Origin of the sequence: Chelativorans sp. Marseille-P2723 (assembly GCF_902809845.1) — a bacterium.
In the GTDB taxonomy this organism is placed as follows: Bacteria; Pseudomonadota; Alphaproteobacteria; order Rhizobiales; family Rhizobiaceae; genus Chelativorans.
On record NZ_CADDWI010000008.1, the window covers coordinates 311105 to 335260 of the forward strand.

General features: G+C 59.5%; 21 protein-coding genes. 5 read left to right on the forward strand and 16 right to left on the reverse strand.

The features are described from left to right. The first annotated feature begins 53 nt into the window (after nucleotides 1–53). From secDF to HUS57_RS03435, 3 genes are read left to right on the forward strand one after another with little or no spacing between them, the layout of a single operon-like run. Nucleotides 54–2612, forward strand: coding sequence for a protein translocase subunit SecDF (secDF, locus tag HUS57_RS03425; RefSeq protein ID WP_173931521.1), 2559 nt, complete (start codon nucleotides 54–56; stop codon nucleotides 2610–2612). Nucleotides 2613–2617: 5 nt separating this feature from the next. Beyond that, nucleotides 2618–3007, forward strand: a complete 390-nt coding sequence (locus HUS57_RS03430) for an Mth938-like domain-containing protein (protein ID WP_173931522.1) — start codon at nucleotides 2618–2620, stop codon at nucleotides 3005–3007. 1 nt (nucleotide 3008) lies between these two features. Beyond that, on the forward strand, nucleotides 3009–3854 hold the full coding sequence (locus HUS57_RS03435) for a phytoene/squalene synthase family protein (protein WP_173931523.1): 846 nt from the start codon (nucleotides 3009–3011) through the stop codon (nucleotides 3852–3854). A 56-nt stretch (nucleotides 3855–3910) separates the two neighbouring features. Here the strand turns inward: HUS57_RS03435 and HUS57_RS03440 are convergent, their stop codons facing one another. Together HUS57_RS03440 and HUS57_RS03445 are read right to left on the reverse strand one after the other, a co-directional pair. After that, on the reverse strand, nucleotides 3911–4804 hold the full coding sequence (locus HUS57_RS03440) for an MBL fold metallo-hydrolase (protein ID WP_173931524.1): 894 nt from the start codon (nucleotides 4802–4804) through the stop codon (nucleotides 3911–3913). Between the two features lie 644 nt (nucleotides 4805–5448). After that, nucleotides 5449–6615, reverse strand: coding sequence for an isobutyryl-CoA dehydrogenase (locus HUS57_RS03445; RefSeq protein ID WP_173931525.1), 1167 nt, complete (start codon nucleotides 6613–6615; stop codon nucleotides 5449–5451). A gap of 107 nt (nucleotides 6616–6722) precedes the next feature. Here HUS57_RS03445 and HUS57_RS03450 point away from each other — a divergent pair, with 107 nt between their 5' ends. Continuing rightward, nucleotides 6723–8189: a cobyric acid synthase gene (locus tag HUS57_RS03450; RefSeq protein WP_173931526.1), complete on the forward strand. Its 1467-nt coding sequence runs from the start codon at nucleotides 6723–6725 to the stop codon at nucleotides 8187–8189. Nucleotide 8190: 1 nt separating this feature from the next. Here the strand turns inward: HUS57_RS03450 and HUS57_RS03455 are convergent, their stop codons facing one another. The 12 genes from HUS57_RS03455 to HUS57_RS03510 form a co-directional block, all read right to left on the reverse strand. Next, nucleotides 8191–8622, reverse strand: a complete 432-nt coding sequence (locus HUS57_RS03455) for a VOC family protein (protein WP_173931527.1) — start codon at nucleotides 8620–8622, stop codon at nucleotides 8191–8193. A gap of 59 nt (nucleotides 8623–8681) precedes the next feature. Next, complete coding sequence (locus HUS57_RS03460; protein ID WP_173931528.1) at nucleotides 8682–10349, reverse strand: dipeptide ABC transporter ATP-binding protein; 1668 nt, start codon at nucleotides 10347–10349, stop codon at nucleotides 8682–8684. Next, complete coding sequence (locus HUS57_RS03465) at nucleotides 10346–11215, reverse strand: ABC transporter permease (protein WP_173931529.1); 870 nt, start codon at nucleotides 11213–11215, stop codon at nucleotides 10346–10348. Before HUS57_RS03465 ends, HUS57_RS03460 begins: the two co-directional genes overlap by 4 nt. Continuing rightward, nucleotides 11212–12168 carry an ABC transporter permease gene (locus tag HUS57_RS03470; RefSeq protein WP_173931530.1) on the reverse strand — a complete coding sequence of 319 codons (957 nt, stop codon included), beginning with the start codon at nucleotides 12166–12168 and terminating at the stop codon, nucleotides 11212–11214. The genes HUS57_RS03465 and HUS57_RS03470 overlap by 4 nt, the downstream gene beginning before the upstream one ends. Nucleotides 12169–12214: 46 nt before the next feature. Beyond that, nucleotides 12215–13696, reverse strand: coding sequence for an ABC transporter substrate-binding protein (locus HUS57_RS03475; RefSeq protein ID WP_173931531.1), 1482 nt, complete (start codon nucleotides 13694–13696; stop codon nucleotides 12215–12217). A gap of 94 nt (nucleotides 13697–13790) precedes the next feature. Next, complete coding sequence (locus HUS57_RS03480) at nucleotides 13791–15068, reverse strand: acetylornithine deacetylase/succinyl-diaminopimelate desuccinylase family protein (protein ID WP_173931532.1); 1278 nt, start codon at nucleotides 15066–15068, stop codon at nucleotides 13791–13793. A 72-nt stretch (nucleotides 15069–15140) separates the two neighbouring features. Beyond that, nucleotides 15141–16100, reverse strand: coding sequence for a lipid A biosynthesis lauroyl acyltransferase (locus HUS57_RS03485; protein WP_173931533.1), 960 nt, complete (start codon nucleotides 16098–16100; stop codon nucleotides 15141–15143). A gap of 6 nt (nucleotides 16101–16106) precedes the next feature. After that, nucleotides 16107–17135 (reverse strand): zinc-binding dehydrogenase, encoded by a 1029-nt coding sequence (locus tag HUS57_RS03490; RefSeq protein ID WP_173931534.1) that lies wholly within the window; start codon nucleotides 17133–17135, stop codon nucleotides 16107–16109. A 131-nt stretch (nucleotides 17136–17266) separates the two neighbouring features. Beyond that, entirely contained in the window at nucleotides 17267–18535 is a 1269-nt protein-coding gene (locus tag HUS57_RS03495) for a beta-ketoacyl-ACP synthase (protein WP_173931535.1), read from the reverse strand. Nucleotides 18536–18549: 14 nt separating this feature from the next. Then, a complete protein-coding gene (locus HUS57_RS03500) occupies nucleotides 18550–19731 on the reverse strand; it encodes a beta-ketoacyl-ACP synthase (RefSeq protein WP_173931536.1) in 1182 nt (393 codons plus the stop codon). Nucleotides 19732–19762: 31 nt separating this feature from the next. After that, entirely contained in the window at nucleotides 19763–20047 is a 285-nt protein-coding gene (locus tag HUS57_RS03505) for an acyl carrier protein (RefSeq protein ID WP_173931537.1), read from the reverse strand. A 124-nt stretch (nucleotides 20048–20171) separates the two neighbouring features. Beyond that, nucleotides 20172–20726 carry a histidine phosphatase family protein gene (locus HUS57_RS03510; protein WP_173931538.1) on the reverse strand — a complete coding sequence of 185 codons (555 nt, stop codon included), beginning with the start codon at nucleotides 20724–20726 and terminating at the stop codon, nucleotides 20172–20174. Between the two features lie 273 nt (nucleotides 20727–20999). Between HUS57_RS03510 and HUS57_RS03515 the strand changes: the two genes are divergently transcribed. Beyond that, a complete protein-coding gene (locus tag HUS57_RS03515; protein ID WP_173931539.1) occupies nucleotides 21000–22457 on the forward strand; it encodes an NAD-dependent succinate-semialdehyde dehydrogenase in 1458 nt (485 codons plus the stop codon). A 51-nt stretch (nucleotides 22458–22508) separates the two neighbouring features. Here the strand turns inward: HUS57_RS03515 and HUS57_RS03520 are convergent, their stop codons facing one another. Both HUS57_RS03520 and HUS57_RS03525 read right to left on the reverse strand, forming a co-directional pair. Then, entirely contained in the window at nucleotides 22509–23120 is a 612-nt protein-coding gene (locus HUS57_RS03520) for a PilZ domain-containing protein (protein WP_173931540.1), read from the reverse strand. A gap of 109 nt (nucleotides 23121–23229) precedes the next feature. Next, the gene (locus HUS57_RS03525; RefSeq protein WP_173931541.1) at nucleotides 23230–23853 is read right to left on the reverse strand and encodes a PAS domain-containing protein; all 624 of its coding nucleotides are present in this window, start codon (nucleotides 23851–23853) and stop codon (nucleotides 23230–23232) included. Nucleotides 23854–24156: the final 303 nt, after the last annotated feature.

Here is a 24156-nt window from a genome sequence, read left to right on the forward strand (position 1 = left end):
AGGGAACTGCCGGTACGGCGAGGGGCCGGCTGGCCTGAACGAAAAGAGAGACCATGCTTTATTTTTCGCGCTGGCAGTCGATCCTGATTTGGCTGGTTGTGGCCCTGGGCGTTGTCTACGCCGCGCCCAACCTCTTTCCGCAATCCTTCCTGTCCTCGCTTCCCGGATGGGTTCCATCCAAGCAGATGACGCTTGGCCTCGACCTTCAAGGCGGGTCGCACATTCTTCTTCAAGTTGACCGCAAGTCGCTGGTTGCGGAACGTCTGTCAAGCATAAGGGACGACGTACGCACCTTGCTGCGCGAGCAGCGCATCGGCTATACGGGACTTTCAAGTGCCGGCCAGTCGGTTCAGGTGCGCATCCGGGACGCCGATCAGGTGGATGCTGCCCGGCGGGCGATATCGGAACTGACGCAGCCAATCACGGGCACTCTTTTCGGAAGTGGTTCCGTTAGGGAGCTTCAGCTTGCGGAGCCTGAGCGTGGCCTCCTCAGGCTTACGCTGACGGATGAAGGGATCAACTACCGGCTCTCCACGGCTGTCACCCAGTCCATCGAGGTGGTAGGGCGCCGTGTCAACGAACTCGGTACGACGGAACCCATCATTCAGCGCCAGGGCAATGATCGCGTCCTCGTTCAGGTGCCAGGGCTGCAGGACCCGCAACGTCTGAAGGATATACTCGGCCAGACCGCCCGCCTGACCTTCCAGATGGTGGATCAATCCATGCCGGTAGAGGAGGCCATCAACGGCCGCCCGCCGGTCGGCACCTCCGTCATGTATTCCACCGACAACCCGCCGGTACCTTACATCATAGAGGATCGGGTCATTGTCTCAGGCGAGAACCTGGTCGATGCGCAGGCCGGCTTCGATCAATTAACCAATGAGCCAGTCGTCACCTTCCGTTTCGATACCCGCGGAGCAACCCGTTTCGGACAAGCAACGCAGCAGAATGTCGGTCGCCTCTTCGCAATCATTCTCGACAATCAGGTGATCTCGGCGCCTCAGATCCGCGAGCCGATCCTTGGCGGCACCGGCCAGATCTCGGGCAATTTCACTGTTCAGAGCGCCAATGACCTGGCGGTGCTGCTGCGCGCGGGCGCGCTTCCGGCAGACTTGTCCATTATCGAAGAGCGGACGGTGGGGCCAAGCCTCGGTCAGGATTCGATCGAGGCCGGCAAGATCGCGGCCGTTGTCGCCAGCATTCTGGTCATCGGCACCATGTTAGTCATATATGGCTGGCTTGGCGTGATTGCCAATCTGGCGTTGATGGCCAACGTGGCGATTATCGTTGCTATTCTTACGGTGCTCGGGGCGACACTGACCTTACCCGGCATTGCCGGCATCGTTCTCACCATTGGCATGGCGGTGGATTCAAACGTCATCATCTTCGAGCGCGTGCGTGAGGAAGTGGCGCGGGGCCGTTCCCTCGTCCAATCATTCGATCAGGGCTTTCAGAAGGCGCTGGCCACTATTGTCGACGCTAACCTTACCTCGATGATTGTGGCGGCAATCCTGTTTTATGTAGGCACGGGTCCCGTGCGGGGCTTTGCAGTCACTCTCGCCATCGGCCTTCTGACGACCGTCTTCACCGCCTATACGCTGTCTCGCTGGATGATCGCCGTTTGGTGGCTGCGCCGCTTCAAGCCGAAACAGCTGCCCGCCGGTCTGGTGCACAAGATGCCGCTGGAACCGAAGATCGGCTTCATGAAGGCACGCCGCCTCTTTTTTGCACTGTCTGTCGCACTTACAGCCGGCGCTGCGGGCCTCTTCTTCGTGAAGGATTTCAACTACGGAATCGACTTCCAGGGCGGATCGTTGATCGAGGTTCAGGCCCGCAGCGGCGAGGCCGATCCCGGCAATGTACGCAGCCGCCTGTCGGAGCTCGATCTCGGCGAGATTCAGGTCCAGGCCTTCGGAGATGGCGACGCGCTGATGATCCGACTTCAGGCGCAGGACGGCGGCGATACAGCCGAGCAGGAGGCGATGCTGAAGGTTCGCGGCGCGCTGGAAGACGACTACGAGTTCCGGCGCATTGAGGTGGTCGGCCCGACGGTGTCAGGCGAACTGGCCGTTTCCGGTATGATCGGCATCCTTTTGTCGATGATCGGCATGCTTATCTATATCTGGCTACGCTTCGAGTGGCAGTTCGGCGTTGGCGCCATTGTCTCAACTGCACATGACGTCGTCATGATTGTGGGGATTTATCTCCTGCTCGGGCTGGAGATGAATCTGACCGCCATTGCGGCGATCCTCACAGTGGTCGGCTATTCCATTAACGATACTATTGTTATCTATGATCGTATCCGTGAGACGCTGCGCAAATACAAGAAGATGCCGATAGAAGAGGTGATCAATCTCTCGCTGAACCAGACGTTGTCGCGCACAATTCTCACAGGCGTAACTACGCTGTTCGCCTTGATTGCCCTCTACCTGTTCGGAGGCGAGGTTATAGCGTCCTTTGTACTGCCCATCATGATCGGGATCTTCATCGGCATTTACTCGTCGCTGTTCATCGCTGGTCCAATGCTCATCATGTTCAACCTGCGGCCGGACACATTCGGCGTCGAGGAGGAGAAGAGCGGCGCGGTTGGGCAGGCTAAGGCCGGAACTTGACGGGCATGAAGAAGGGCATCACCATCCGTAACGCCCATTTCCCCGGCAGGAGCCCGATTGACGCCTATGGCAATGGCGGGTTCCGCTTTGCGGATATGTCACATCGGGGTTCGCTCCTGTGCCTTCCGTCCGGGATCTACGGCTGGGAGCCGCGAAACCTGCGCATGCTCGCCGAGGAGGATTTCACCGGGCTGATTGCGGAGGCGGAAAGGATCGAGATCCTGCTGGTGGGAACGGGCTCTACCTTGCAGCCCCTCGCGCCCGAGTTGCGCAGGGTGTTGAAGGAAGCGGGAATGGCGGTTGAAACGATGGCGACGGGTGCCGCGGTGCGCACCTTTAATGTGCTGCTTGCAGAGGATCGCGCGGTTGCGGCGGCTCTTATCGCCGTCGAATAGGATGAACGCTAGCGAAGCCGAAGTCCAGCGGGTCGTAAGGCAAGCTGACCCTGAACGCTATCTTTCCGCTCTTTATGCTCCCGCGGAACTGCGAGGAAGCCTGCTCGCCCTTTATGCGTTCAACGCAGAACTTGCTGCCGTGCGCGATCGCATCCGCGAGCCGCTGCCCGGTGAGATCCGGCTGCAATGGTGGCGCGATGCGCTTTCGTCGTTGGATGACCCTGCGGCTGAGGCCGGCCATCCCGTAGCCGCCGCCCTCATAGAAACGATCCGCCGCCACAAGCTGCCGGTTGAGCCTTTCCAGAACATGATCGAGGCGCGGGTTTTCGACCTTTATGATGACCCGATGCCGTCGCGCGGTGATCTAGAAGGATATAGTGGTGAAACCGCGTCGGCCCTGATCCAGCTTTCGGCTCTCATCCTTGACCCTCAAGCTGCCGTGGTCACCGCAGATCTGGCGGGCCATGCGGGCTGCGCACAGGCCATAGCTGGGATCTTGCGCATGCTGCCGATCCATCGCCGGCGTGGCCAGTCTTACATTCCGCTCGATGTGCTGGCCGCGGCTGGCGCTACGCGCGATACCTTCATTGAGGGCACCGACCGCGAAGCGGCCGCGCGCGCGGTTGAAGCAATGGTGGCGCTGGGGCGCGAGCATCTGGCCGCCTTTACTGAAGGGGCAGGGGCATTGCCGGTGTCGCTTCGCCCCGCCTATTTGCCTTTAGCGCTTACGGGCGCTTATTTCGACCGTATCCAGTCACTCGCAGACAAGGCTCTCGATGAAAGTGCAAGCTTGCCTCCGTGGCGCCGGCATTGGCTGCTTCTGAAACATGCCAAGGGCGGATGGTAAGCCACGTGCTTCTTCCTTCATCCTTGTGCGTCGTTCGCCAAAGCGAGGGTTACACACTAAGGTTCCCGATACTCGCTATTATCCTCAACGCGGGCCGGGCTGTGAACATATTTCCCGTCTTCAGGCACAGCAACACGATTAAAGTTTCGTGATAGTTCATGCAGGGCTCTTTTCATCTCGGCACCTCGCATGGCTGGGCCATGGCCGGTTATTACGAGGTTTGGCTCAAGAGAGGCGAGCCGTTCCACTGATCTGAGCGCATTCTCCCAATTCGTGGTGTAATACATAGGGGGGCCATGCAGCTCCGGCTGTTGAACAGTGACGGCGTAGGCCGATTCCTGTCGTGTCGTAATGAATGCGTCGCCTGCTATAATTGTCCGATCGCTCTCCCGCCAAAGCGATATATGTCCCGGTGTGTGTCCCGGCGTGTGAAGCCATCGCCAACCCGGCATTTCAGGAACACTACCATCCTGCGGGAAAGTTCGGAGCCACCGGCTTACATTGACAGGCCCGCGAGGATAGAGCGGCGATAGCAGAGACATCAATCCACCGCCAACCGAAGGGTCAGGCGGCGGGTAGGAGGCGCTGCCATCAAGATAAGGACGCTCCAGTTCATGAGCATAGACTGGCGTTTCCCAACGTTCTGCAAGCTCTTCCAGAGCGCCCACATGGTCGAAGTGGCCATGCGTCATTATAATTGCGGCAGGTCTGGAGTCCGGTCCGAAGCGTTCCGTTGCCGCGTTTGTTATCAATCCCGTGGTACCCATTACACCTGCATCAATGAGTACCCACTCGCGATCCTTGGCGCCCGCTCTTCCGAAGAAGATGACGTTGACAATTCCGAGCCTTCTATAGGCGAGGTCGTCTGCAATCTCGTGAGTACCGTCATCCTGTTCCTTGCGAGGGTCATCAGCGCGCGCATCGGGATCGACGCCAATCTGCTGTCCCATGGCCTGTCCTTTCGAATGTTTTTTGAGCTTTGGACGAGATGCTCAGCGAACCGAACAGCCTTGCCGATAGCCGTACTAACCGGTCCCGAATGCGGAAGTTCCCTGACGTCCAGTTGATAGGCAACTTAGGTTTCAGGTTTGAATCAGCCGCACGGGCGAGCCGATTCGTGGTTAAGGCGCATGGTCGCTCGTGCAAAATATACACAGCAGGGCTGCGTCCGGAATATTTTGCACGTGTGCCGTCAGCTTTGCCGTAGAAGCTTTGGCCAGGGATGGGGTGAACGATGAATTCTGATGGAACCGCCTGCCGGCACAGTGTTGGATATGCCTCGGTTAAGAAGGCTCAACATGCAGGCGGAACGCGGCACGGTAACACATCACCGCTTGAGACAAGCTGCTCCGGTACGCGAGACCTGATCCGGAGCAGGGAGGCTTGATTGCCGCCTCAGATCTTCTTTTAACGGCACATCGTTACCGGGAGGTTATCAAGTAATTGAGTAATCCTTAATTTGCGGCGGAAGCTTGGGGCGCGCTCGCTGTTGCGGTGACATGAGCATTTGTGATGAATGCCACCTTCGAGTCCTTGGCGGCGCGAACCGGCCCTTGCTTCAAGCATTCCGTGGCTTCGCGCAAGAAGATCAACTTCAGCGTTTCAGCAGGCTGCGAGCAATGATGACTCGCATTATTTCGTTCGTGCCTTCCAGAATTTGATGCACCCGCAGGTCACGAACCAGTTTCTCCAGGCCGTAATCGTGCAGATAGCCATAGCCTCCGTGGAGCTGCAGCGCTTCATTAGCAACTTCAAAGCAGGTATCGGTGACGAAGCGCTTGGCCATCGCTGACCATTTCGTGGCATCGCCGGCCTTGGAGTCGAGCCTGGCGGCGGCGGCATAGAGGAGCATGCGGGAGGCCGAAATGCTCGTCTCCATATCCGCCAGCCTGAATTGCAGCGCCTGAAAGCGGTTGATCGGCCGACCGAATGCCTGTCTCTCGGCACTGTAGGCGAGCGCCTTCTTAAAAGCGGCATGTGCGCCGCCGAGCGAACACGCTGCAATGTTGAGCCGCCCACCGTCGAGCCCTGCCATGGCGATGCGGAAGCCATTTCCTTCGCTGCCCAGCATATTCGCAGCCGGTACGCTGCAGTTCTCGAAAATCACCTCTCGCGTGGGCTGCATGTGCCAGCCCATCTTGTTTTCCATCGGCCCGAAGGAAAGGCCGGGTGCATCCTTCGGCACGATAAAGGCGGAAATGCCGCGCGGACCGTTTTCACCGGTCCGTACCATGACGATGTAGATGTCTGAGACGCCCGCGCCGGAGATAAACTGCTTCGACCCATTGATGATATAGTTGTCACCGGATTTTTCTGCCCTTGTCCGCAGGGCGGCTGCGTCCGAACCGGAGCCGGGCTCTGTCAGGCAATAGCTTGCCAGCCATTCGAGCGTGGTAAGGTGAGGAAGGAAACGTGCACGGTTCTCCTCGCTACCGAATGTGTCGATCATCCAGACGACCATGTTGTGGATGGAGATGAAGGAGGAGAATCCTGGACAGGCAGCAGCCAACGCCTCGAAGATCAGCACCGCCTCCAGCCGACCAAGGCCGGAGCCGCCCAGTTCCTGCGAGCAATAGATGCCGCCGAAGCCAAGCGGACCAGCCTCGCGGATCACATCTACGGGGAAATGGCGCTTCTGGTCCCATTCAAGTGCAAAAGGCGCCACACGGTCTGCCGCAAAGCTTTCCGCCACCTCACGGATGGCGCGTTGCTCCGCATTTAGCTCGAACTGACGAACGGCGTCTTCTGCGGTAGCATCCATGACATCCTTCCTGGCCCGACTTTCACTGCGCCGGAGTTTAGTGCATTGGAAGGAGCGCGCAACGCGAAGAGCAGGGTCCGGTTCCTGCGCAAAAAGAAGGGTGAGGAATGGCTCGCGCGATCATGCTGCAGGGGACGGGTTCCGATGTGGGAAAGACCGTGCTCGTTGCCGGTCTTTGCCGGGTTGCGTCAAGACGTGGCCTGAGGGTGCGTCCTTTCAAGCCCCAGAACATGTCAAACAACGCCGCGGTTGCCACCATCCCAGGTGAGGGGAGCAGCGGCGAGATCGGGCGGGCTCAATGGCTGCAGGCGCTCGCCTGCGGTGCGGAGCCTACGGTCCACATGAACCCGGTGCTCCTGAAACCGCAGAGCGACATGGGTGCGCACGTCATTGTTCAGGGCAGGGCGTATTCCCGGATTGATGCGTGCAATTATGGCCGGCTTCGGGAGCATCTGCTTTCGGCCGTCATGTCTTCATGGGAGCGGGTCAGGGAGGATGCGGACCTCGTTATCGTGGAGGGTGCAGGCTCGCCCGCGGAGATCAATCTGCGCGATCGCGACATCGCTAATATGGGTTTCGCCACCCGCGCTCATGTGCCTGTCGTGCTGGTCGGTGACATCGATCGGGGCGGGGTGATCGCGGCCCTCGCCGGAACGCATCTGATCCTTTCCGATGCAGATCGCGAGACGATTTCTGGCTTCATTATCAATAAATTCCGCGGCGATCTTTCACTATTTGATGATGGTCTTGCGGCAATCACACGATTCACCGGCTGGCGAAGTTTCGGTGTCGTGCCATGGCTTTCCGCAGTCGCTCACCTTCCGTCGGAGGATTCGGTAGTGCTGAATTGCGGCGCGTCGAAGAATTCCGCGCTGAAGATTGCAGTCCCTTTGCTCTCCCGGATTGCCAATTTCGATGACCTCGATCCGCTAAGGGGGACGGAAGGCGTGCAGGTCATTTTCGTACCGCCAGGCCAACGCCTCCCCGAAGATGCTGCACTCGTCGTCATACCGGGGACGAAATCGACGATTGCCGATCTTGCGTTTCTCCGGCGCAACGGCTGGGATCGCGATCTTGCCGCCCATCGGGCGCGGGGTGGCGTCATTATCGGCCTGTGCGGAGGATTCCAGATGCTTGGCCGGCGGATAGACGACCCGCTGGGGCTTGAAGGGGAGGCGCGCGCAGCCGAAGGACTTGGCTTCCTCGACGTCAACACAGTGATGGTGCCGGAGAAGACCGTGCGCGAAGTATTTGCGCACTCAACACGTTACGATGTTTCGTTAACCGGCTACGAAATCCATATGGGTCGGACTCGCGGCCCGGATTGTGACCGGCCAGTGGCTCTTGTTGACGGGCATCCGGAGGGGGCGACGTCCGCCGATGGAAAAGTCTTTGGCACCTACCTTCACGGGCTGTTCGGTGCGGAGGATTTCCGGGCGCGCTTTCTTCAGGAATTTGGTGTTCATGACGCGGGTCGTGGCTACCTCGATCAGATCGAGGAAGCGCTCGATGCGATTGCGGCGGAACTGGAACGGCATCTCAATTGCGATGCACTCTTCGCTGCGGCGCGATAAATCATGCCGATCCCGCCTCATGCGCTTTCGGCCAGTAGGTGCCCACAACCCAGACATTGCCTTCCGGATCGCGGCAGATGAACTCCCGGCTGCCATAATCGCGATCAAGGGGTTCTTGAAGAATTTCGGCTCCGGCCCTTAGCGCCTGATCGTAGAGTACATCCGCGTTCTCTACGGCGAGATAGACCGACTTTCCTCCTTGCTCACCCGGTTCACCGACGATTGCTCCATACGCGTCATTTTCTGTCTGGCCCAGCATGATGATCGAGGAGCCGAGGGCGAGTTCAGCATGGACCACATTGTCACCATCGGCGACGCGCGAATGTATCGAAAAGCCAAACGCCTTCACCAGAAATTCAATGATGGCGGCGGGGTTGCGGTAGCGGAAGGTGGGATAGATTCGCGGGGGCTGGATGGAAACCGAACGGCTCATGACGTGCATCCCTCGTCTTATCGTTTGAGAACTATTCTATCCTGCAAGCGCGTTCTTGCCTATGAGGTGTGCGGATCAAACGGGAGGCCGAATGAGCCCTCCGCATTTGCAAGCCGCCTCTGCCGCGTTTCCAGTGCCTGCGCCAGGTTGGGCGCTGCCGCCACCAGCGTTCTAGCGACGTCGCTTGCAGGATGGCGAAGGACGGTCTCGGTTGGGCCGGTCTCGACAATCCTGCCTTCATGCATCACCAGCACCGTATCGGTGATGGCCCGGGCGGCGGTCAGATCGTGGGTTATGAAAAGATAAGCAAGATTCAGGCGCGCGTTGAGATCGGCGAAGAGATCAAGAATCTGGGCGCGGATGGAAACATCAAGCGCCGAAACAGGCTCATCGGCTATGATCAGTTTGGGTTTGGTGATGATGGCGCGGGCGATGGACAGCCGCTGCCGCTGTCCGCCGGAAAATTCGTGCGGATATTTGTCCATGTCCGCGGCAGAGAGCCCTACCTGTTCAAGCGTTTCGGCCACGAGTGTACGCCGCTCGGCCTTGGAAAGCGGCTCGTCAAGAAGGTGCAACGGCTCGGCAACCAGCCGTTCGGCCTTGTGGCGTGGATTGAAGGAGCCGTATGGGTCCTGAAAGACCACCTGCATGTTACGACGCGCCGGCCGCAGGGCATCGTTGGCACGTGTTGCTATATCCTCCCCCATGAAGCGGATGGTGCCCGATGTGGGACGGTCGAGCGCTAGTATCATCCGTGCGAGCGTCGACTTGCCGCAGCCGGATCGGCCCACCAAGGCAATGGATTGACCCGCCCGCAGCGAAAAGGAGACACCATCAACTGCTCGGAACTTTCCCGGCCGGGCCAGCAGCGACCGCCGCCGCAGCGGATAGTCGCGCACCACGTCCCGCACCTCGAGCAGCGGCTCGGCCGCAGGCGGAGCGGCAGCGGCTGCCCGCGCGGGCACATGGGCAGATGCTTCCGCAAGCTGGCGGGTATAGGGGTGTGCCTGCCTCGTCAGCACCCGGGTCGTGTCGCCTGTCTCGATCACGGCGCCGCGCCGCATGATGGTTATGCGGTCGGCCATCTCCGCGACAACGGCAAGATCATGGGAGATCAGAAGCAGGCTCATTCGGTTCTCCTGCACCAGGTCGCGCAGGAGTTCGAGGATCTGTGCCTGAAGGACCACATCGAGCGCAGTGGTGGGCTCGTCAGCGATCAACAGCTTGGGCCTAAGAGCGCACGCAATGGCTATGACGACGCGCTGCCGCTGGCCGCCCGAAAGCTCGTGCGGATAACGGGACAGGGGAACTTTGCTTTCCGGCAAGCCGACCCGATCCAGCATGGCTCGGGCTCGTTTCTCCGCATCGGCGCGTCTGGCGCCGGTATGCCAGCGGATACCTTCGGCTACCTGCTCGCCGATGGTCTTTACCGGGTTGAGCGCGGTCATGGGCTCCTGAAAGACCATGCCGATATCATCACCGCGCAACCGGCACATAGAGGGCTCTGGCGCGGAGAGTATATCGATGCCGTCAAACGTGACGCGGCCGCGCGCCATGGTTCCTTCCGGCAGAAGTTTCATTATGGCGAGCGCCGTAAGGGATTTGCCGGAACCCGATTCACCCACGATGCCCATCACCTCGCCCGGTGCAATGGAAAGCTCGATATTCTTGAGGATGGGAACGTCGCCGATCGACAACGAAAGATTCTCGATCTCAAGCAGGCTCATCGTGTGTGTCTCAGTCGCGGATCGAGAAGATCACGCAATCCGTCTCCCAGAAGGTTAAGTCCCAGAACCGTGATCGCGATGGCGAGGCCGGGAAAGAGGGCAAGATGTGGTGCAAGGGCTATCCTCGTCTGCGCATCGAACAGCATGCGGCCCCAGGAGGGCATGGGCGGTTGTGCTCCAAGTCCCAGATAGGAAAGTCCGGCCTCTGCCAGGATGCCAAGAGCAAACTGAATCGTACCCTGCACAAGCAGAAGGCTGGCGATATTTGGCAGGATATGCTCGATGGTGATCACCAGTCGTCCCTTGCCGCAGGCTCGCGCCGCCAGGATGAATTCGCGCGGCCAGAGCGCGAGCGCTCCGGCACGGGCGATACGCGCAAACACCGGCACATTGAAAATTCCGATCGCTATGATCGCGTTGACGGCGCCTGGGCCAAAAATGGCCGTAATCATCAACGCCGAAATGAGGGCGGGAAAGGCGAAGATCACATCGTTGAAGCGCATGAGAAGATCGTCAGGTAGTCCCCCCCGTGCCGCAGCCCATGTGCCAAGCGGAACGCCCAGTCCCATTCCGAGGCCCACCGCGACGATGGCGACGGCGATGGAATTGCGTGAGCCGACCATGATCATCGACAAAATGTCGCGCCCCATGTGATCCGTGCCGAACGGATGGGAAAGCGAGATGCCCTGCATGCGGTTGGCGACTTCCAGGCGGGTGATGTCGTAGGGCACCCAGAAGAAGGAGACAAGCGCCATCAGCGCAATGGAACCGGTGACGATCAGGCCAATAAGAAAAGAGCGGTTGTGCAGAGCCCTCAGGAAAAAGTTGCGTTTTGGCGTGGGTACGAAAACCGGATCGAGGCTCATCGTGAAAGCCTTAGGCGTGGGTCGATCAGGGCGTAGCATATGTCGACGGCGAGATTAATGAGGATGATCGTTGCCACCAGCAACATCAACACACCCTCGACAACTATCAGGTCGCGCTGGATGATAGCCTGAAAGATGAGACGGCCGAGGCCTGGCAGATAAAAGACATTCTCTATGATGATGGTGCCGGCAAGCAGGAAAGCAAATTGCAGGCCCATGATCGTGAGCACTGGAATGAGTGCATTGCGCAGCGCATGGCGCCATAGCACGGTGCGGTGCGGCATGCCTTTGGCCCGTGCGGTGCGGATATAATCCTCGCCCATGACATCAACCATGGCGGACCGCGTCACGCGGGCAAGAATTGCTGCCTGTGGCAGGGCAAGCGCGACGGCAGGCAGGATCAGCGCTTTCAGGGCCTGCCAGTTGTCCGCCAAGGTCTCACCCCAACCGGGAAAGCCGCCGGCTGGCACAAGGCGCAAGCCGACTGCAAAGACATAGATGAGCAGCAGGGCAAACCAGAAATTGGGTATCGCCACACCCACCTGCGCCGCACCCATCGTGATCGTGTCTGCTGCGCGCCCGCGCCGCGCGGCAGCAAAGACACCCACGGGGATGGCTATCAGAGTAGAAAGGGTAAGCGCAATGACGGCGAGCGGCAATGAAACGCCAAGCCGTTCCAGGATGAGGTCCATGACCGTTGATGAATAGGTGTAGGAGCGGCCGAAATCGCCGATCGCCAAGCCCATGATCCAATCCAGATATCGAATCGGGATCGGCCGATCGAGACCCATTTCCAGCCGCAACGCCGCCAGCGTTTCGGGGCTTGCATTCATGCCCAACATGATGCGTGCCGGGTCGCCGGGAAGAACTTCCAGCACGAAAAAGACGATGACTGAGGATGCAAGCAATGTTGCAAATCCCACGGCCAGTCTTTTCGCGAGAAATGCGATCATGGATGAGGCCCTGCTATGAAAACGCAGGATTGCATGCGGCCTGGCGCTATTCCGTCCACCGCACCTTGGTCAGGTCGTTGGCCTGTATGGGCGAATTCTCCCATAATCCTTCAATCCTGGCATCCCATACGCCGGTTTTGGGCAATTGGAACAAAAAGCCGTTGACCGCATCTTCAGCAATGATCCGCTGAGCCTGTCCATAAAGCTCATTGCGTTTGGCTGGGTCAGCAGTGCGATCCAGTTCCGCCATCACCGATTTCAGTTCCGGATTGTCATAGTTGAAGTAGTAGTCATCGCGCGCATAGATTTCGATGTCATTGGGCTCTGTGTGCGAGATAACGGTGAGGTCGTAATCCTTATTGGAAAAGACCTGCTCCAGCCACTGCGCCCATTCCATAGGGACGATTTCGAGCTGGATACCAATCTCGCGCAATTGCGAGGCGATGATTTCCCCGCCATCACGCGCATAGGGCGGTGGCGGCAGCTTCAGCGTAGCAGAAAATCCGTCGGCAAGACCGGCTTCGGCTAGAAGCTCCTTGGCCTTGTCGAGATCGTGGGGATAGGTTCCCGTCAGATCGACATAAGCCTCGTTCGCCGGCGAAAAGTGCGACCCTATAGGCACCCCATTGCCTGCTGTTGCGCCAAGAATGATCTCTTCCCGATCGAGTGCGTGCGAAATTGCTTTGCGCACGCGGATGTCATCGAAGGGAGCCTTCCCGTTATTCATGGCAAGGATCGTCTCTCCCTCGGTCGAACCGATGACCACCTTGAAGCGCGGGTCCGCCTCGATCTGCGGCAATGCGTCGCCAGCCTGCATGTTGGAAAATGCATGCACGTCGCCTGACAGCAGTGCTGTAACTGAGGCAGCCGCATCTGGGATGAAGCGGAATTCAACCTTCTCAAGCGCCACCGGCTCGCCCCAGTAATCCGGGTTTGCGACAAGTGTGACAGCGGAACCCTTGGCCCAGCGATGGAACTTGAAGGGACCGGTACCGACCGGCTTCTCCCTGTTTTCTAGCTCTGATTCGGGCGCAACAATAACGGCATCGCCCCAGCCCATATTATAAAGGAAGGAGCCTTGCGGGTGCGCCAACTTAACCGTCACTGTTGCTGCGTCCACTACCTCGACGGTTTCTATGGCGGCGAAAAGGGATTTTTGGGCGTTGGTCGAGTCCTCGGCCATGGCGCGTTCAAGCGTGAACTTCACGTCTTCTGCGTCAAATGTCGTTCCGTCATGGAAGGTTACGCCCTCGCGCAGATGAAAAGTGTAGGTCTTGCCATCCTCGGAGATTTCCCAACTTTCAGCCAGGGCTGGCATTACCTGGCCGCTGGGGCCGATGCGCGTCAGCCCCTCGAAGATGTTGGCGTAGACAATTTCGTCAATGGCCGCGGCAGCGCCCGCCGTAGGATCGAGATGGGGCGGCTCAAGGACGACGCCTAAGACCAGATCGGTGCGGGCGCTCAAGGCGGCCGTACTCGTGGCAAGCAGAACCATGGCTGCGCCGAGCATCGTTGAGAATCGCTTCATCTCAGTCTCCCGTCTTCTCGCCCGCGCCTTTAGGCGCATCCCGCCGGATTGAAGCGCAAGTGCCGAGTCTAAGCAATGCGTCTATTGCGCCAATTCATTCCGCTGTACCGCGCAGAAGCACGTCAAGGCCCATGGCCATCACAGTCGCAGACTGGACCATGTCCTCGATTCCTACCCATTCATCAGGGCGGTGGGCAAGCTCCAGCATGCCGGGGCCATAGGCAACGCAATCGTGAAGATGGCCAATGCGGGCAATATGCTTCTGGTCGTAGGTTCCAGGCGAGATCACATAATCCGGCTCCTTGCCGAACACGGCGCGTATGGCGATGGCGAGCGCCTGCGGAACGGGCGCGTCGCGCTCCGTCATCGTCGGCAGCACCTCCAACAAATTGCGCAGTTCATAATCGAAGCGAGGTCGCTCCTCCTTCAGCCTCTCCAGAATGGAGATGACCTCGTCCTTAACCTCTTCGATTTTCTCTTCGATCAGGAAGCGGCGGTCGATGACCAGGCGGCAGGAGTCGGCTACCGTCGGCGAGGGGAGGGCAGGAAAATAATCCTCAGTCTGCCCGCCGTGAATGGAGTTGATGTTCAGTGTCGAGCGGCGCGCGCCTTCGGGAACAACGGGCATGTCCGTCTGCTTGGCGTCCAGAGCAGGATACAGTTCCTCCTCAAAAGCAGACAGTACCGCCGCCATGTGGCGGATGGCCGAATCGCCCAGGAAAGGCATGGAGCCATGTGCGATCGATCCCTTCGTCTCGATCTCAGCCCACCAGACGCCGCGATGGCCAAGGCAGATGCGATCCTTGTTCAGCGGCTCGGGGATGATCACATGATCAACGCGCGGTTTTGAGAAGAAGCCCTGGCGCGCAAGATAGGCAACGCCTCCATAGCCGCCTGATTCCTCGTCCACGGTGCCGGAAATCTCAATTGCGCCGGCAAAATCCGGGTATACGGCGAGGAACGCATCCACGGCTATGATAGAGGCGGCGAGCCCTCCTTTCATATCGCATGCGCCGCGGCCGAAAACCTTGCCGTCGCGCACCACGCCGGCGAAGGGGTCCACCGTCCAGCCTTCACCCGCCTCCACCACATCGATGTGCGAATTGAAATGCACGGTTGGGCCGGGACGGAAGCCCTCACGGCGTGCCACGATGTTTGTCCGCGGATAGCGGCTTGTATCGCCTGGCGTGCCTTCTGCGCGTATCAGCCGTGTCTCGAAACCGCGGGCGGTAAGCTGAGCAGCAATGTATTGGGCGCAAGGTGTATAGGCTTCGCCCGGCGGATTGATCGTCGGAAAGCGGATGAGGTCGGCGGTAAGCGCGACGAGTTCATCCTTTCGCTCGGCAACGGCCTTGGATAACGCTTCGTTCATTTGGTTATCCAATCCAGTATTGGCGCGGCTGGCAAGATGCTAGCCTTGTTGCACCTTCCTGGGGTAACAGCTTTATGTCGCTCCAGGGCGAGCTGAATGCCCCGTGGTGTCACCGCCGGCCTCCCAGCGTTTGTGAAACCACATCCACTGTCCGGGATCGGCTCGCACCCACTTCTCGACGATATCGTTCAGCATCTGCGTCGTGCGCTGCACATCCACCGTGCCATTTTCTTCGCGGGGCAGGTTGAGCTTATCGTTGATCTCCAGGCGGAAGCGCCCGCCTGGCAGGCGGATGCAACGGGCGGGATAGACGTCGCAATCATATTGCCGGGCCAATTTAGGCACCAGCGGGTTCGTGCGACAAGCACGGCCGAAGAAGGTGGTAGGCACGCCCCGGCGGAATTTCTGGTCGACCAATACGCCGATATTGCCACCACTTTCCAGAACGCGGGCAAGCTGGAGAGCAGCGCCCGTCCGCGAGGGCACCAGCCCCCCCATGGCAGAACGACGTGTGCGGTAGATGTAATCAGCGATGTAGGGGTTGTTCGGCGGGCGGAAAAGAGAGGTCAGTTCCAGCCCGAAGGTGGCAGCAGCGATAGGCAAGAACTCGAAATTGCCGATATGGGCGGTGAAGAAGATATGCGGCCGATTTTCCTCCCGCAGACGCTTGAAGATCTCAATACCTGAAACCTCCACCCGTCCCGGTTGCGGCCGGTCCGGATCGAAATCGAAAAGCTTGTCCAGGAAAATGTACTCGACCGCAAGCCGCGCCATGTTGGCCCACATGTCAGAGGCAATGGCTTCCACATCCCTACCCGTCTTCTCTGGATAGGCCCGGCGCAGATTGTCGATTGCCACTCGGTGCCGTCCGGCCCAAGGCCCCACCCGGCGCGCCACCTTCTCGGCAAATACGAGCGCTTTGTCCGGCGGCAGTCGGCGCAGAAGGGACAGAAGTGTGAGCGCTACCTGTGCGATGAGCCAGTGCTCTACCGCCTTGAGCCGCATCTTCAGCCTGCGCAAGAAAGCCTTCATTCCCCGCTATTCGATCCGCAGGATGATCTTGCCGAAGACGTCGCGGCTCTCCATCCGCTTGAGCGCAGTGCCGATATCCTCGAAGCCGACGACAGTATCGATGACCGGCGCTACCTGTCCGGCGGCCATCTTCTGCATGGCATTCGCCATATTCTCCATCCGGCAGCCAAAGGAGCCGAAGATCTTCAATTGCTGCTGGAATAGCTGCATCAGGTTCATGTTCGTCGATACGCCCGAGGTGGAGCCGCAGGTGACCAGTCTTCCGCCGCGCTTGAGGGAGAGCAGGGAACCTGCCCAGGTGTCCGCGCCGACGTGCTCAAAGACCACGTCGACACCGCGCTTCCTGCTGAGCTTGCGCACCACGCCCTCGAAGCGATCTTTGCGGTAGTTGATGACATGGTCCGCACCAAGTGACCTGGCACTTTCGATCTTGTCGTCCGACCCTACAGTCGTGATGACCGTACAGCCCATGCGTTTGGCAAGCTGGATCGCTGCGGAGCCGATACCGGAACCACCAGCATGAATGAGGATCGACTCACCTGGCTCCAGCTTCGCATTGTCGAACAGCATGTGCTCGACCGTGCCGAAAGTGACGGGCGCGACCGCGGCCGCAATCTCGTCGACGCCGGGAGGCGCGGGTATGAGCAGGCGCGCAGGGAGATTGACCTTCTCCTGTGCGAAGCCGTCCAGATGAAATCCGTGGACGCCGTCCACATGCTCGCAAAGATTGTCGCGCCCTACGCGGCACGGGCGGCAGAGGCCGCAGGTGCGCGCCCCGTAAATGGATACGATCTGGCCGGGCAGCAGGCCGGCGACCCCCGGACCCACCGCATCCACAATGCCGGACGCCTCCGCACCAACCACCAGCGGCATCTTTCGCTTGGCAAAGGCCATGCCGCGCCAGCCCCAGACGTCGATGTGATTGAGCGCCACTGCTGCAATCCGCAACGTCACCTCGCCCATTCTGGGCGGAGGGGGAGGGGGGATATCCGTGATTTCAAGCTGGCGGTCGGCCACAAGTTGCAATGCGCGCATGGTCAGTAATCTCTGGTGTGATTAGCGGAGCTGTCAGGTGCCCTCAAATATCGAGGCCGCACCACCATGGCCTATCAGTACCGGCCGGGGACGCCCTAAACAACAGGCCGGAGCCAAGCTCGCGCTCTTTGTCACACCGCCTCGCGTGCCATCACCAGGCAGGTGTTTTGTCCCCCGAAACCAAAGGAGTTCGACAGAACCGTGGCGACTTCGGCTTCCCGCCTGACATTGGGGACCACGTCAAGCTCGATTGCAGGGTCGGGATTCTCGTAATTGATTGTGGGCGGAATCACTTCTTCACGCATGGTCATGAGTGAGAAGACCGCTTCGACCGCACCAGCCGCGGATAAAGTGTGCCCGATCATCGACTTGTTGGACGATATTGGCAATTCGCGCATGCGTTCCCCGAACACGGTGGAGAGCGAAAGATGCTCCATCTTGTCGTTTTCCGGCGTGGAAGTGCCATGGGCATTGATATACTCGATCTCGTCCTCGGACATGCCCGCATCGGCAAGCGCAGCGCGCACGGCGCCGATCGCTGGTGACCCGTCAGGCTTTGAGCGCGTGCGGTGGAAATCATCCGCCTTCTCGCCGCAGCCGCGCATCAGACCGATTATCTCCGCGCCTCGGGACAACGCGCTTTCCAGCGACTCAAGCACCAAGGCGCCGGAACCTTCAGCAAGGACGAAGCCGTCGCGATCCTTCGAGAACGGTTTCGAAGCCTTTTCCGGCGGTTCATTCTGGGTAGATAGCGCTGAAAGCAGGGAGAAACGGATCAGAGCCTCGGCCGTGGCAGAGCCGTCGGCTCCAATTGCAAGTGCACGGTCACACTCTCCCCTGCGGATAGCCTCCATGCCGAGCTGAATCGCCGTGGCACCCGAGGCGCATGCGGTCGATAAAGTAATCGGCAGGCCGAGCGTGCCATACTTCTCGGCCAGGCGGCCAGCGATGCACGCGAACTGTGTTTCATCGAAGAGCGCACCTTCATTGGCCTGTCTTGCCGCTTCGATCAGGCTGCGCCAGTCTCCCTCGCGTTTCGAACGGGCATAAAGCGCCAGCCGGTGGTGCCAGTCGAGTTCGACCGGAGGGGCGGCGAGAAAAAGCGGCCCGCCGAAATCGGAAAGGGGAAGCCCTGCCTCGGCAACCGCCTCTTCCGTAGCCAGATCGGCGAGCGTGAAGGTGAGAAGGCTTGCGCCGCGGCTGCTTTCCGGCAGGAAATCCACGGTGCCTGCGATGGTGGTCGCCAGATAGTCGGTAGGGAAACGGGTGATCGAATGGATGCCCGATCGCCCTTCGGTGAGCGCCTTCCAGTTGTCGCTTTTGCCTTGGCCAAGCGATGTGACCACGCCCATGCCGGTAACGGCGACCAGGGGACGTCCGAAACTGTCAGTGGTCTTCACGCGTCCCTCCTTCCTCAGGCCTTGGCCACGAGGCACATGCCTTCGAAGCAATGATAGCCGACCGTTGTGGCAAGCACCTCTGCTGGCGTTTCATCAAAAGGCTGTTCGTTGCGATCGTCAAAGACGGGGTAGGCCTGGCCGTTTCTTATGGCGAGCGCAGCGAGTGCCACAGCAAAGGGAAACTGGGCCTCTTTCAGATGGCCCGTTAGCGATGAAAAGCCGCGAACTGCCTTGCCGGTGCGGTCAAGCATGGACCTCTCCGCCTGGGTCGGCATGTGCGCTCCCGATGCGCCGGAAATGGCCAGAAGAGGCCGGCGTTGGGATAGCGCTCCGCTCATTTCCTCAAGCCGCTCCGACAAGGTTCCGCTTCTGCGTTGGATGCGCGCAGAAAGCACGGGCCCAATCGCTGCATAGGGTTCACGGCCCCGCTCCTGTGAATGCGCTCGCGATTCAAGCACGAGGAAAGCTGCGCCCGATCCTGTAATGACGCCGCCGCCCAACGCGCTGGAACGCTCCCAGACGCTCGACCATTCCTCGCGCTGAAGATAGCCTGCAAGCTCATAGGCAAGCAGCATGTCGGGATGCTCAGTCTGGAAAGCGGCGCCGACCAGCACATGGGACGACTGGCCCGCCCGAATACGAGCGGCGGCAGTCTCTATAGCCGACACTCCGGCGCCTTCCTCGCCCATGAAGGTACGTGAGGAGCCGGTGACCTTGTGGACTATGGAAATGTTGCCGGCAAGCAGGTTGGAAAGCTGCGCCAGAAACAGCGTTGGCCGCAGTTCCGTCGTGAGCTTTTCATTGAGCAGAACATCGTGGTCGCCGCGTGTGAGCGAGGCATCGAGGATCGCTTGATCTACCGCCACATCGCGCTCGCCGCCGCCAGCAGCCACCGCCATGTCCATGGTCGCGCACAGCGCCTCATCACCCTTGAGACCGGCATCTTCTAGTGCAAGTCCCGCCGTATAGGTCCCGAGGCGCTGCCAGGTCTCCATTTGGCGCTGGTCGCCGCGTTTCGGAATCTGTGTGCTCCAGTCAATCTCGGGCAGGGGGTGGACAACGTAAGGAGCAAAGCGCTCGGGCTCTAGCGAAGGCTCGGCACCACTCTGCGACAATGTCTGCCAGTGTGCATCCGCCCCCAGCCCAAGCGATGAGACGATTCCGATGCCTGTAATAACGACGTCCGATGCGCCCATATCCGCCTCGCTGCCGATTGGAGACTGATGCTTAGCCGGCAGCCTTGGCCGCGACCAGAGAATCGATTTTGGCGCAAAGATTGTTCATAACGAAATATTCTTCCGTATCGGCCTTCCCGTCGTTGACCTCCTGGGTCCACTTCTCAAGCGGCACCTTGATGCCGAATTCCTTGTCGATCGCAAAGACGATGTCTAGAAAGTCCAGGCTATCAATGCCCAGATCGTCGATCGTGTGGCTTTCCGGCGTGATCTTATCGCGGTCGATCTCACTCGTTTCGGCTATGATGTCGGCGACCCTGTCAAATGTTGTCGTCACTGCAGATCCTCGGAGCGGGTTGTTTCCTGATTGCTGTGCGGCGTGTGTAGTCGCTTTTTGATGGCAGGAAAAGAGCGCGGACGGTTTCCCCCCGGGCAAGTCCCGTCAATTGCGATGGGTTCCGTCAATTGAAAGAGATTCGCGCAGCCGCCCCGATTGCCTCAGCGGAGCGGGATAGGATGATTGCCTCGCTATCCCGCGGCTGGACGCCAGTCAGTGCGGTAATAACTGACGGATGAGTAACCATCAGGAGATTGCCGGAGCCCGTATGGTCGAGGATGCGCTCCCTGATTGCGTCCAACTGCTCTTTGGCCGCGTCCTCCTCGGCCGCCAGCGGATCGAGAGCCGGGAATTCTTCCACCTCGGATTCGCCGAAGGCGAAAGTTGCCGTGTCAATTGCCCGGCAGTAGCGGCTAGTGAGGATTCTCTCGATAGGGGCGGCGCGGGCAAAGAAGAGGGCGCCCATACGGCGGGCCTGCTGGCGCCCGCGGTCAGAAAGATTCCGCTGCGTTGCACAATTGTCTATGTTGAAATTTGCAGGATCCCCGGTGCCGGGTGCGTTGGCATGATTGATCAGCACGACCTGCCCGCCATTGCGCACAAGTGCCCAACCAGCCTCGGTCGCATTAGCTGGAAAGGCGAGAAGAAGCATAATGATGGCGATGGCGGCCCGAGGCATAGCAACCCCTTCTACAATCGTCCCATATAGAGACCAAAGCAGTTCCCGCGCAAACCTACGCGCTTTTGGCGGCCTTGTCTGTCTGCAAGAGTGCGCGTGAAGGCTGCGAAACGCCTTGTTGTTCGAACGCCTGGTCCTAGCTTTCACATTGACTGGCCCGGTGCGGTGCAGGGTGCCACGCTTGCGGTAGCCTGAAAATTGAGCAAGTCTTGGATGCGATCAGGCCCATGTCTCAAGAAATCCGCGTGCACTTGACGTGCCTTAGGAGGAACCATGCTCAAGAAGACCAGCCATTTCATCCGGGAGGCAAATTTCATCGGTGGCGCGTGGGTCGAAGCGGACTCTGGTGCGACGATCAGCGTGAACAATCCCGCCAACGGACAGTTGATCGGAACCGTGCCCAAAAGCGGCAGGGTTGAGACCCGTCGCGCCATCCAGGCGGCAGAGGAAGCGTTTCATTCCTGGAAGCGAACCTCCGCCGACCATCGTGCTAAGCTTCTTCGCAGATTGCACGACGTCATCATGGACAATCAGGACGCGCTTGCCGAGCTTCTCACACTGGAGCAAGGAAAGCCGCTGGCGGAGGCCAAGGGCGAGGTCGGCATGTCGGCCGCCTACGTACTCTGGTATGCGGAGGAGGGGCGTCGCGTCTATGGAGATATTGTACCGTCTCCCTGGGCGGATCGACGGATCCTCGTCACCAAGGAGCCGGTCGGAGTGATCGGGGCGATCACACCCTGGAACTTCCCCTCTTCCATGCTCGCGCGCAAGCTGGGCCCTGCCCTTGCGGCAGGTTGCACGGCGGTAGCCAAACCTGCTTCTCAAACACCTTTTTCCGGCCTTGCCTGGGGTGTCCTGGTCGAGGAAGCGGGATTCCCGGAAGGTGTGGTGAACATCGTCACCGGCTCGGCTTCCGAAATCGGCGACGAGCTTACGGAAAACCACCTGGTGCGCAAGATAACCTTCACCGGATCGACCGAGATCGGCAAACTCCTGATGCAGAAGGCGTCCAGCACGGTGAAGAAGGTTTCGATGGAGCTTGGCGGCAACGCGCCTTTCCTCGTCTTTGACGATGCGGATGTGGATCGTGCCGTTGAGGGTGCGATGATCGCCAAGTACCGCAATGCCGGGCAGACATGCGTATGCACGAACCGCTTCTTCGTTCAAGAGAAGATTTACGACCGCTTTGTCGAAAAACTCGTGGATGCCACCCAAAAGCTGAACGTCGGTCCGGGACTGGAAGAGGGTGTCCATCAAGGGCCGCTTATAGATGACGGCGCTGTGCGAAAGGTGGAGGAACTGATCGCCGATGCTACTTCCAAAGGTGGTACGATCGCCACTGGCGGAAAGCGGCACGCTCTTGGTGGAACGTTCTTCGAGCCTACCGTGATCACGGGGGCAAATCCGCAGATGCGCATCATGGAAGAGGAGATATTCGGGCCCGTTTCCCCCATTTTCAAGTTCAGGGAAGAGGAGGAAGCCGTAGAGCTTGCGAACGCAACGTCCTTCGGGCTGGCCTGCTATTTCTATACGAACGATCTTGGCCGCGCCTTCCGGGTAATGGAGGGCCTGAAATATGGGCTGGTCGGCGTCAACGAAGGAATCATAACGACCGTCGAAGCGCCGTTTGGCGGCCTCAAGGAATCAGGCCTCGGCAAGGAGGGCGGACGTCAGGGCATAGAGGATTATCTCGATACAAAATATGTCTGCATAGGCGGGCTAGGCCTATAGCCGACCGTGCCTCCGAGCGGCGGGTCCTGCCGCTCGGGCTTTCGACCCGCATCAATCCAAAAATTCGCTGAGGAGCAATGACTGCTCCTGGGGCACCGTGAATTCAATCGCGATTCCGTCGTCGAAGTGGCGCACGACCTCACAGCGCAACGAGGCCAGGAATATCTGCGAGCCGACGGGCGGTTTCACCTCAGTTTCCAGGGCGGCGCCCGAAACGGACAGATCCACAATACGGCAGGGGTAATGACCGCCGGCCGGCAAGTGAATGGTGCTGATCGGATTGCGTGGAATGATGCGTTCGTGACGGCGCTCCTGCGGAAGGTCGAGTTCATGCCTGTTGACAATCCAGGTAAGCTGCGCCGCAAGCTTGTCGCGCTTCCGTTCGGACGCATTGATCGTCATGGCAAAGCCGCCATCCAGCACTCGTGAGATTTGACCTTCTATCCGTCCGATATGGTCCAGATAAGCGACGACCCGCTCGCCAGGGCTTCCTGCACGTTCCGCCTGGAAGGCAGCATCGCCCGGCGACATGTCCGTTACGCGGCACTGATGCTCGGAACGGTCCTGCAGCATGTACCGACCATAAAGGGTGACCTTGACGCGCTGAAAGCGCCGCCTCTCGGCGCGCATGGGCATTGGATCTACTGCCATGAGCACTGCCATTGTCATCGTTCCCGGTCCGTGGAAGCGGTCCGAAGATGGATGGTGAAGATATGCCGGCAAACGTTAAGAACACGTAAGTTGGCAATCATGGACAGGAAGCTGCGGGATGCTAACCGCTGCGGCCGCCCTCATACACCAGGAGATGGCCAATGCGGCGCCCGCTTGTTTGCAGCGCGAATGCGCCGCTGCTTGCCAACAGCGGCTCGGGTACGGCCGGCCGGTGTTCCGGCAGGACGTACTCGCGATCCGGGTCAAGCAGGCGGAAACTGCCGATGCGATTCTCCTGTATCGGATCAGAACCCAGCCAGAAAGGTTTCGTGAAGGATTGGACGGTGCCCAATGCGCGTGCGCCTTCCTTGCTGTCCTGGAGAGGCAGCATTAGAAGCTCGAACCCGTTGAGCCGCCCTTGGCTGCTGAATCCTTCGAACACAACCACGATCACTGCCTTCTCGCGCATAAGATGGCGGGTCAAGCGACGGATGGTCGGCTGATCCTTTTCAGCCCAAAGGGATGAAAAAGCAAAGCCCTTCAACTCTTGGCCATAGGTCGCGCACAGCCGCGTGCCCGCAAGGCGGAACACAGCTTCACCGCGTCCATCCTGTTCTAGAATGAAGGTGTCAGCCAGGAGCGTCTTTATATCCGCCGGCTCGATCTCCGTCCGCCGGGGGGCGAGGCGGCTACCCCGCAGCCGGTTCCAATAATGGAACAGGAAGATAGAACCTTCCTTGTACATGTGCCGAAATCTCCTTGCTCCTGTGCCAATGGTGGACAGGAGCCGCAACTCCGCCACCTGCTGGAGGAGGATGCAGTTTGCGTGCCAGCTCGACATAAATCGTGTTCAAAACGGCGGTTAGGGAGGGTTAACAAACGGTTTACGATGTGCGATAAGCCCTAAACGATATTCAAGGGTTTTACCGGGGCGGCTCGAAGCGCTGTGTGGCACGCTGCTTGCTTCGTGCAGCATAGGTCCCGGGGGGCTCGACCGAGGGAAGCCGTCCAGCCAAAGTGCTGGGCGGCTTCTGTTTTTCCTCTATCT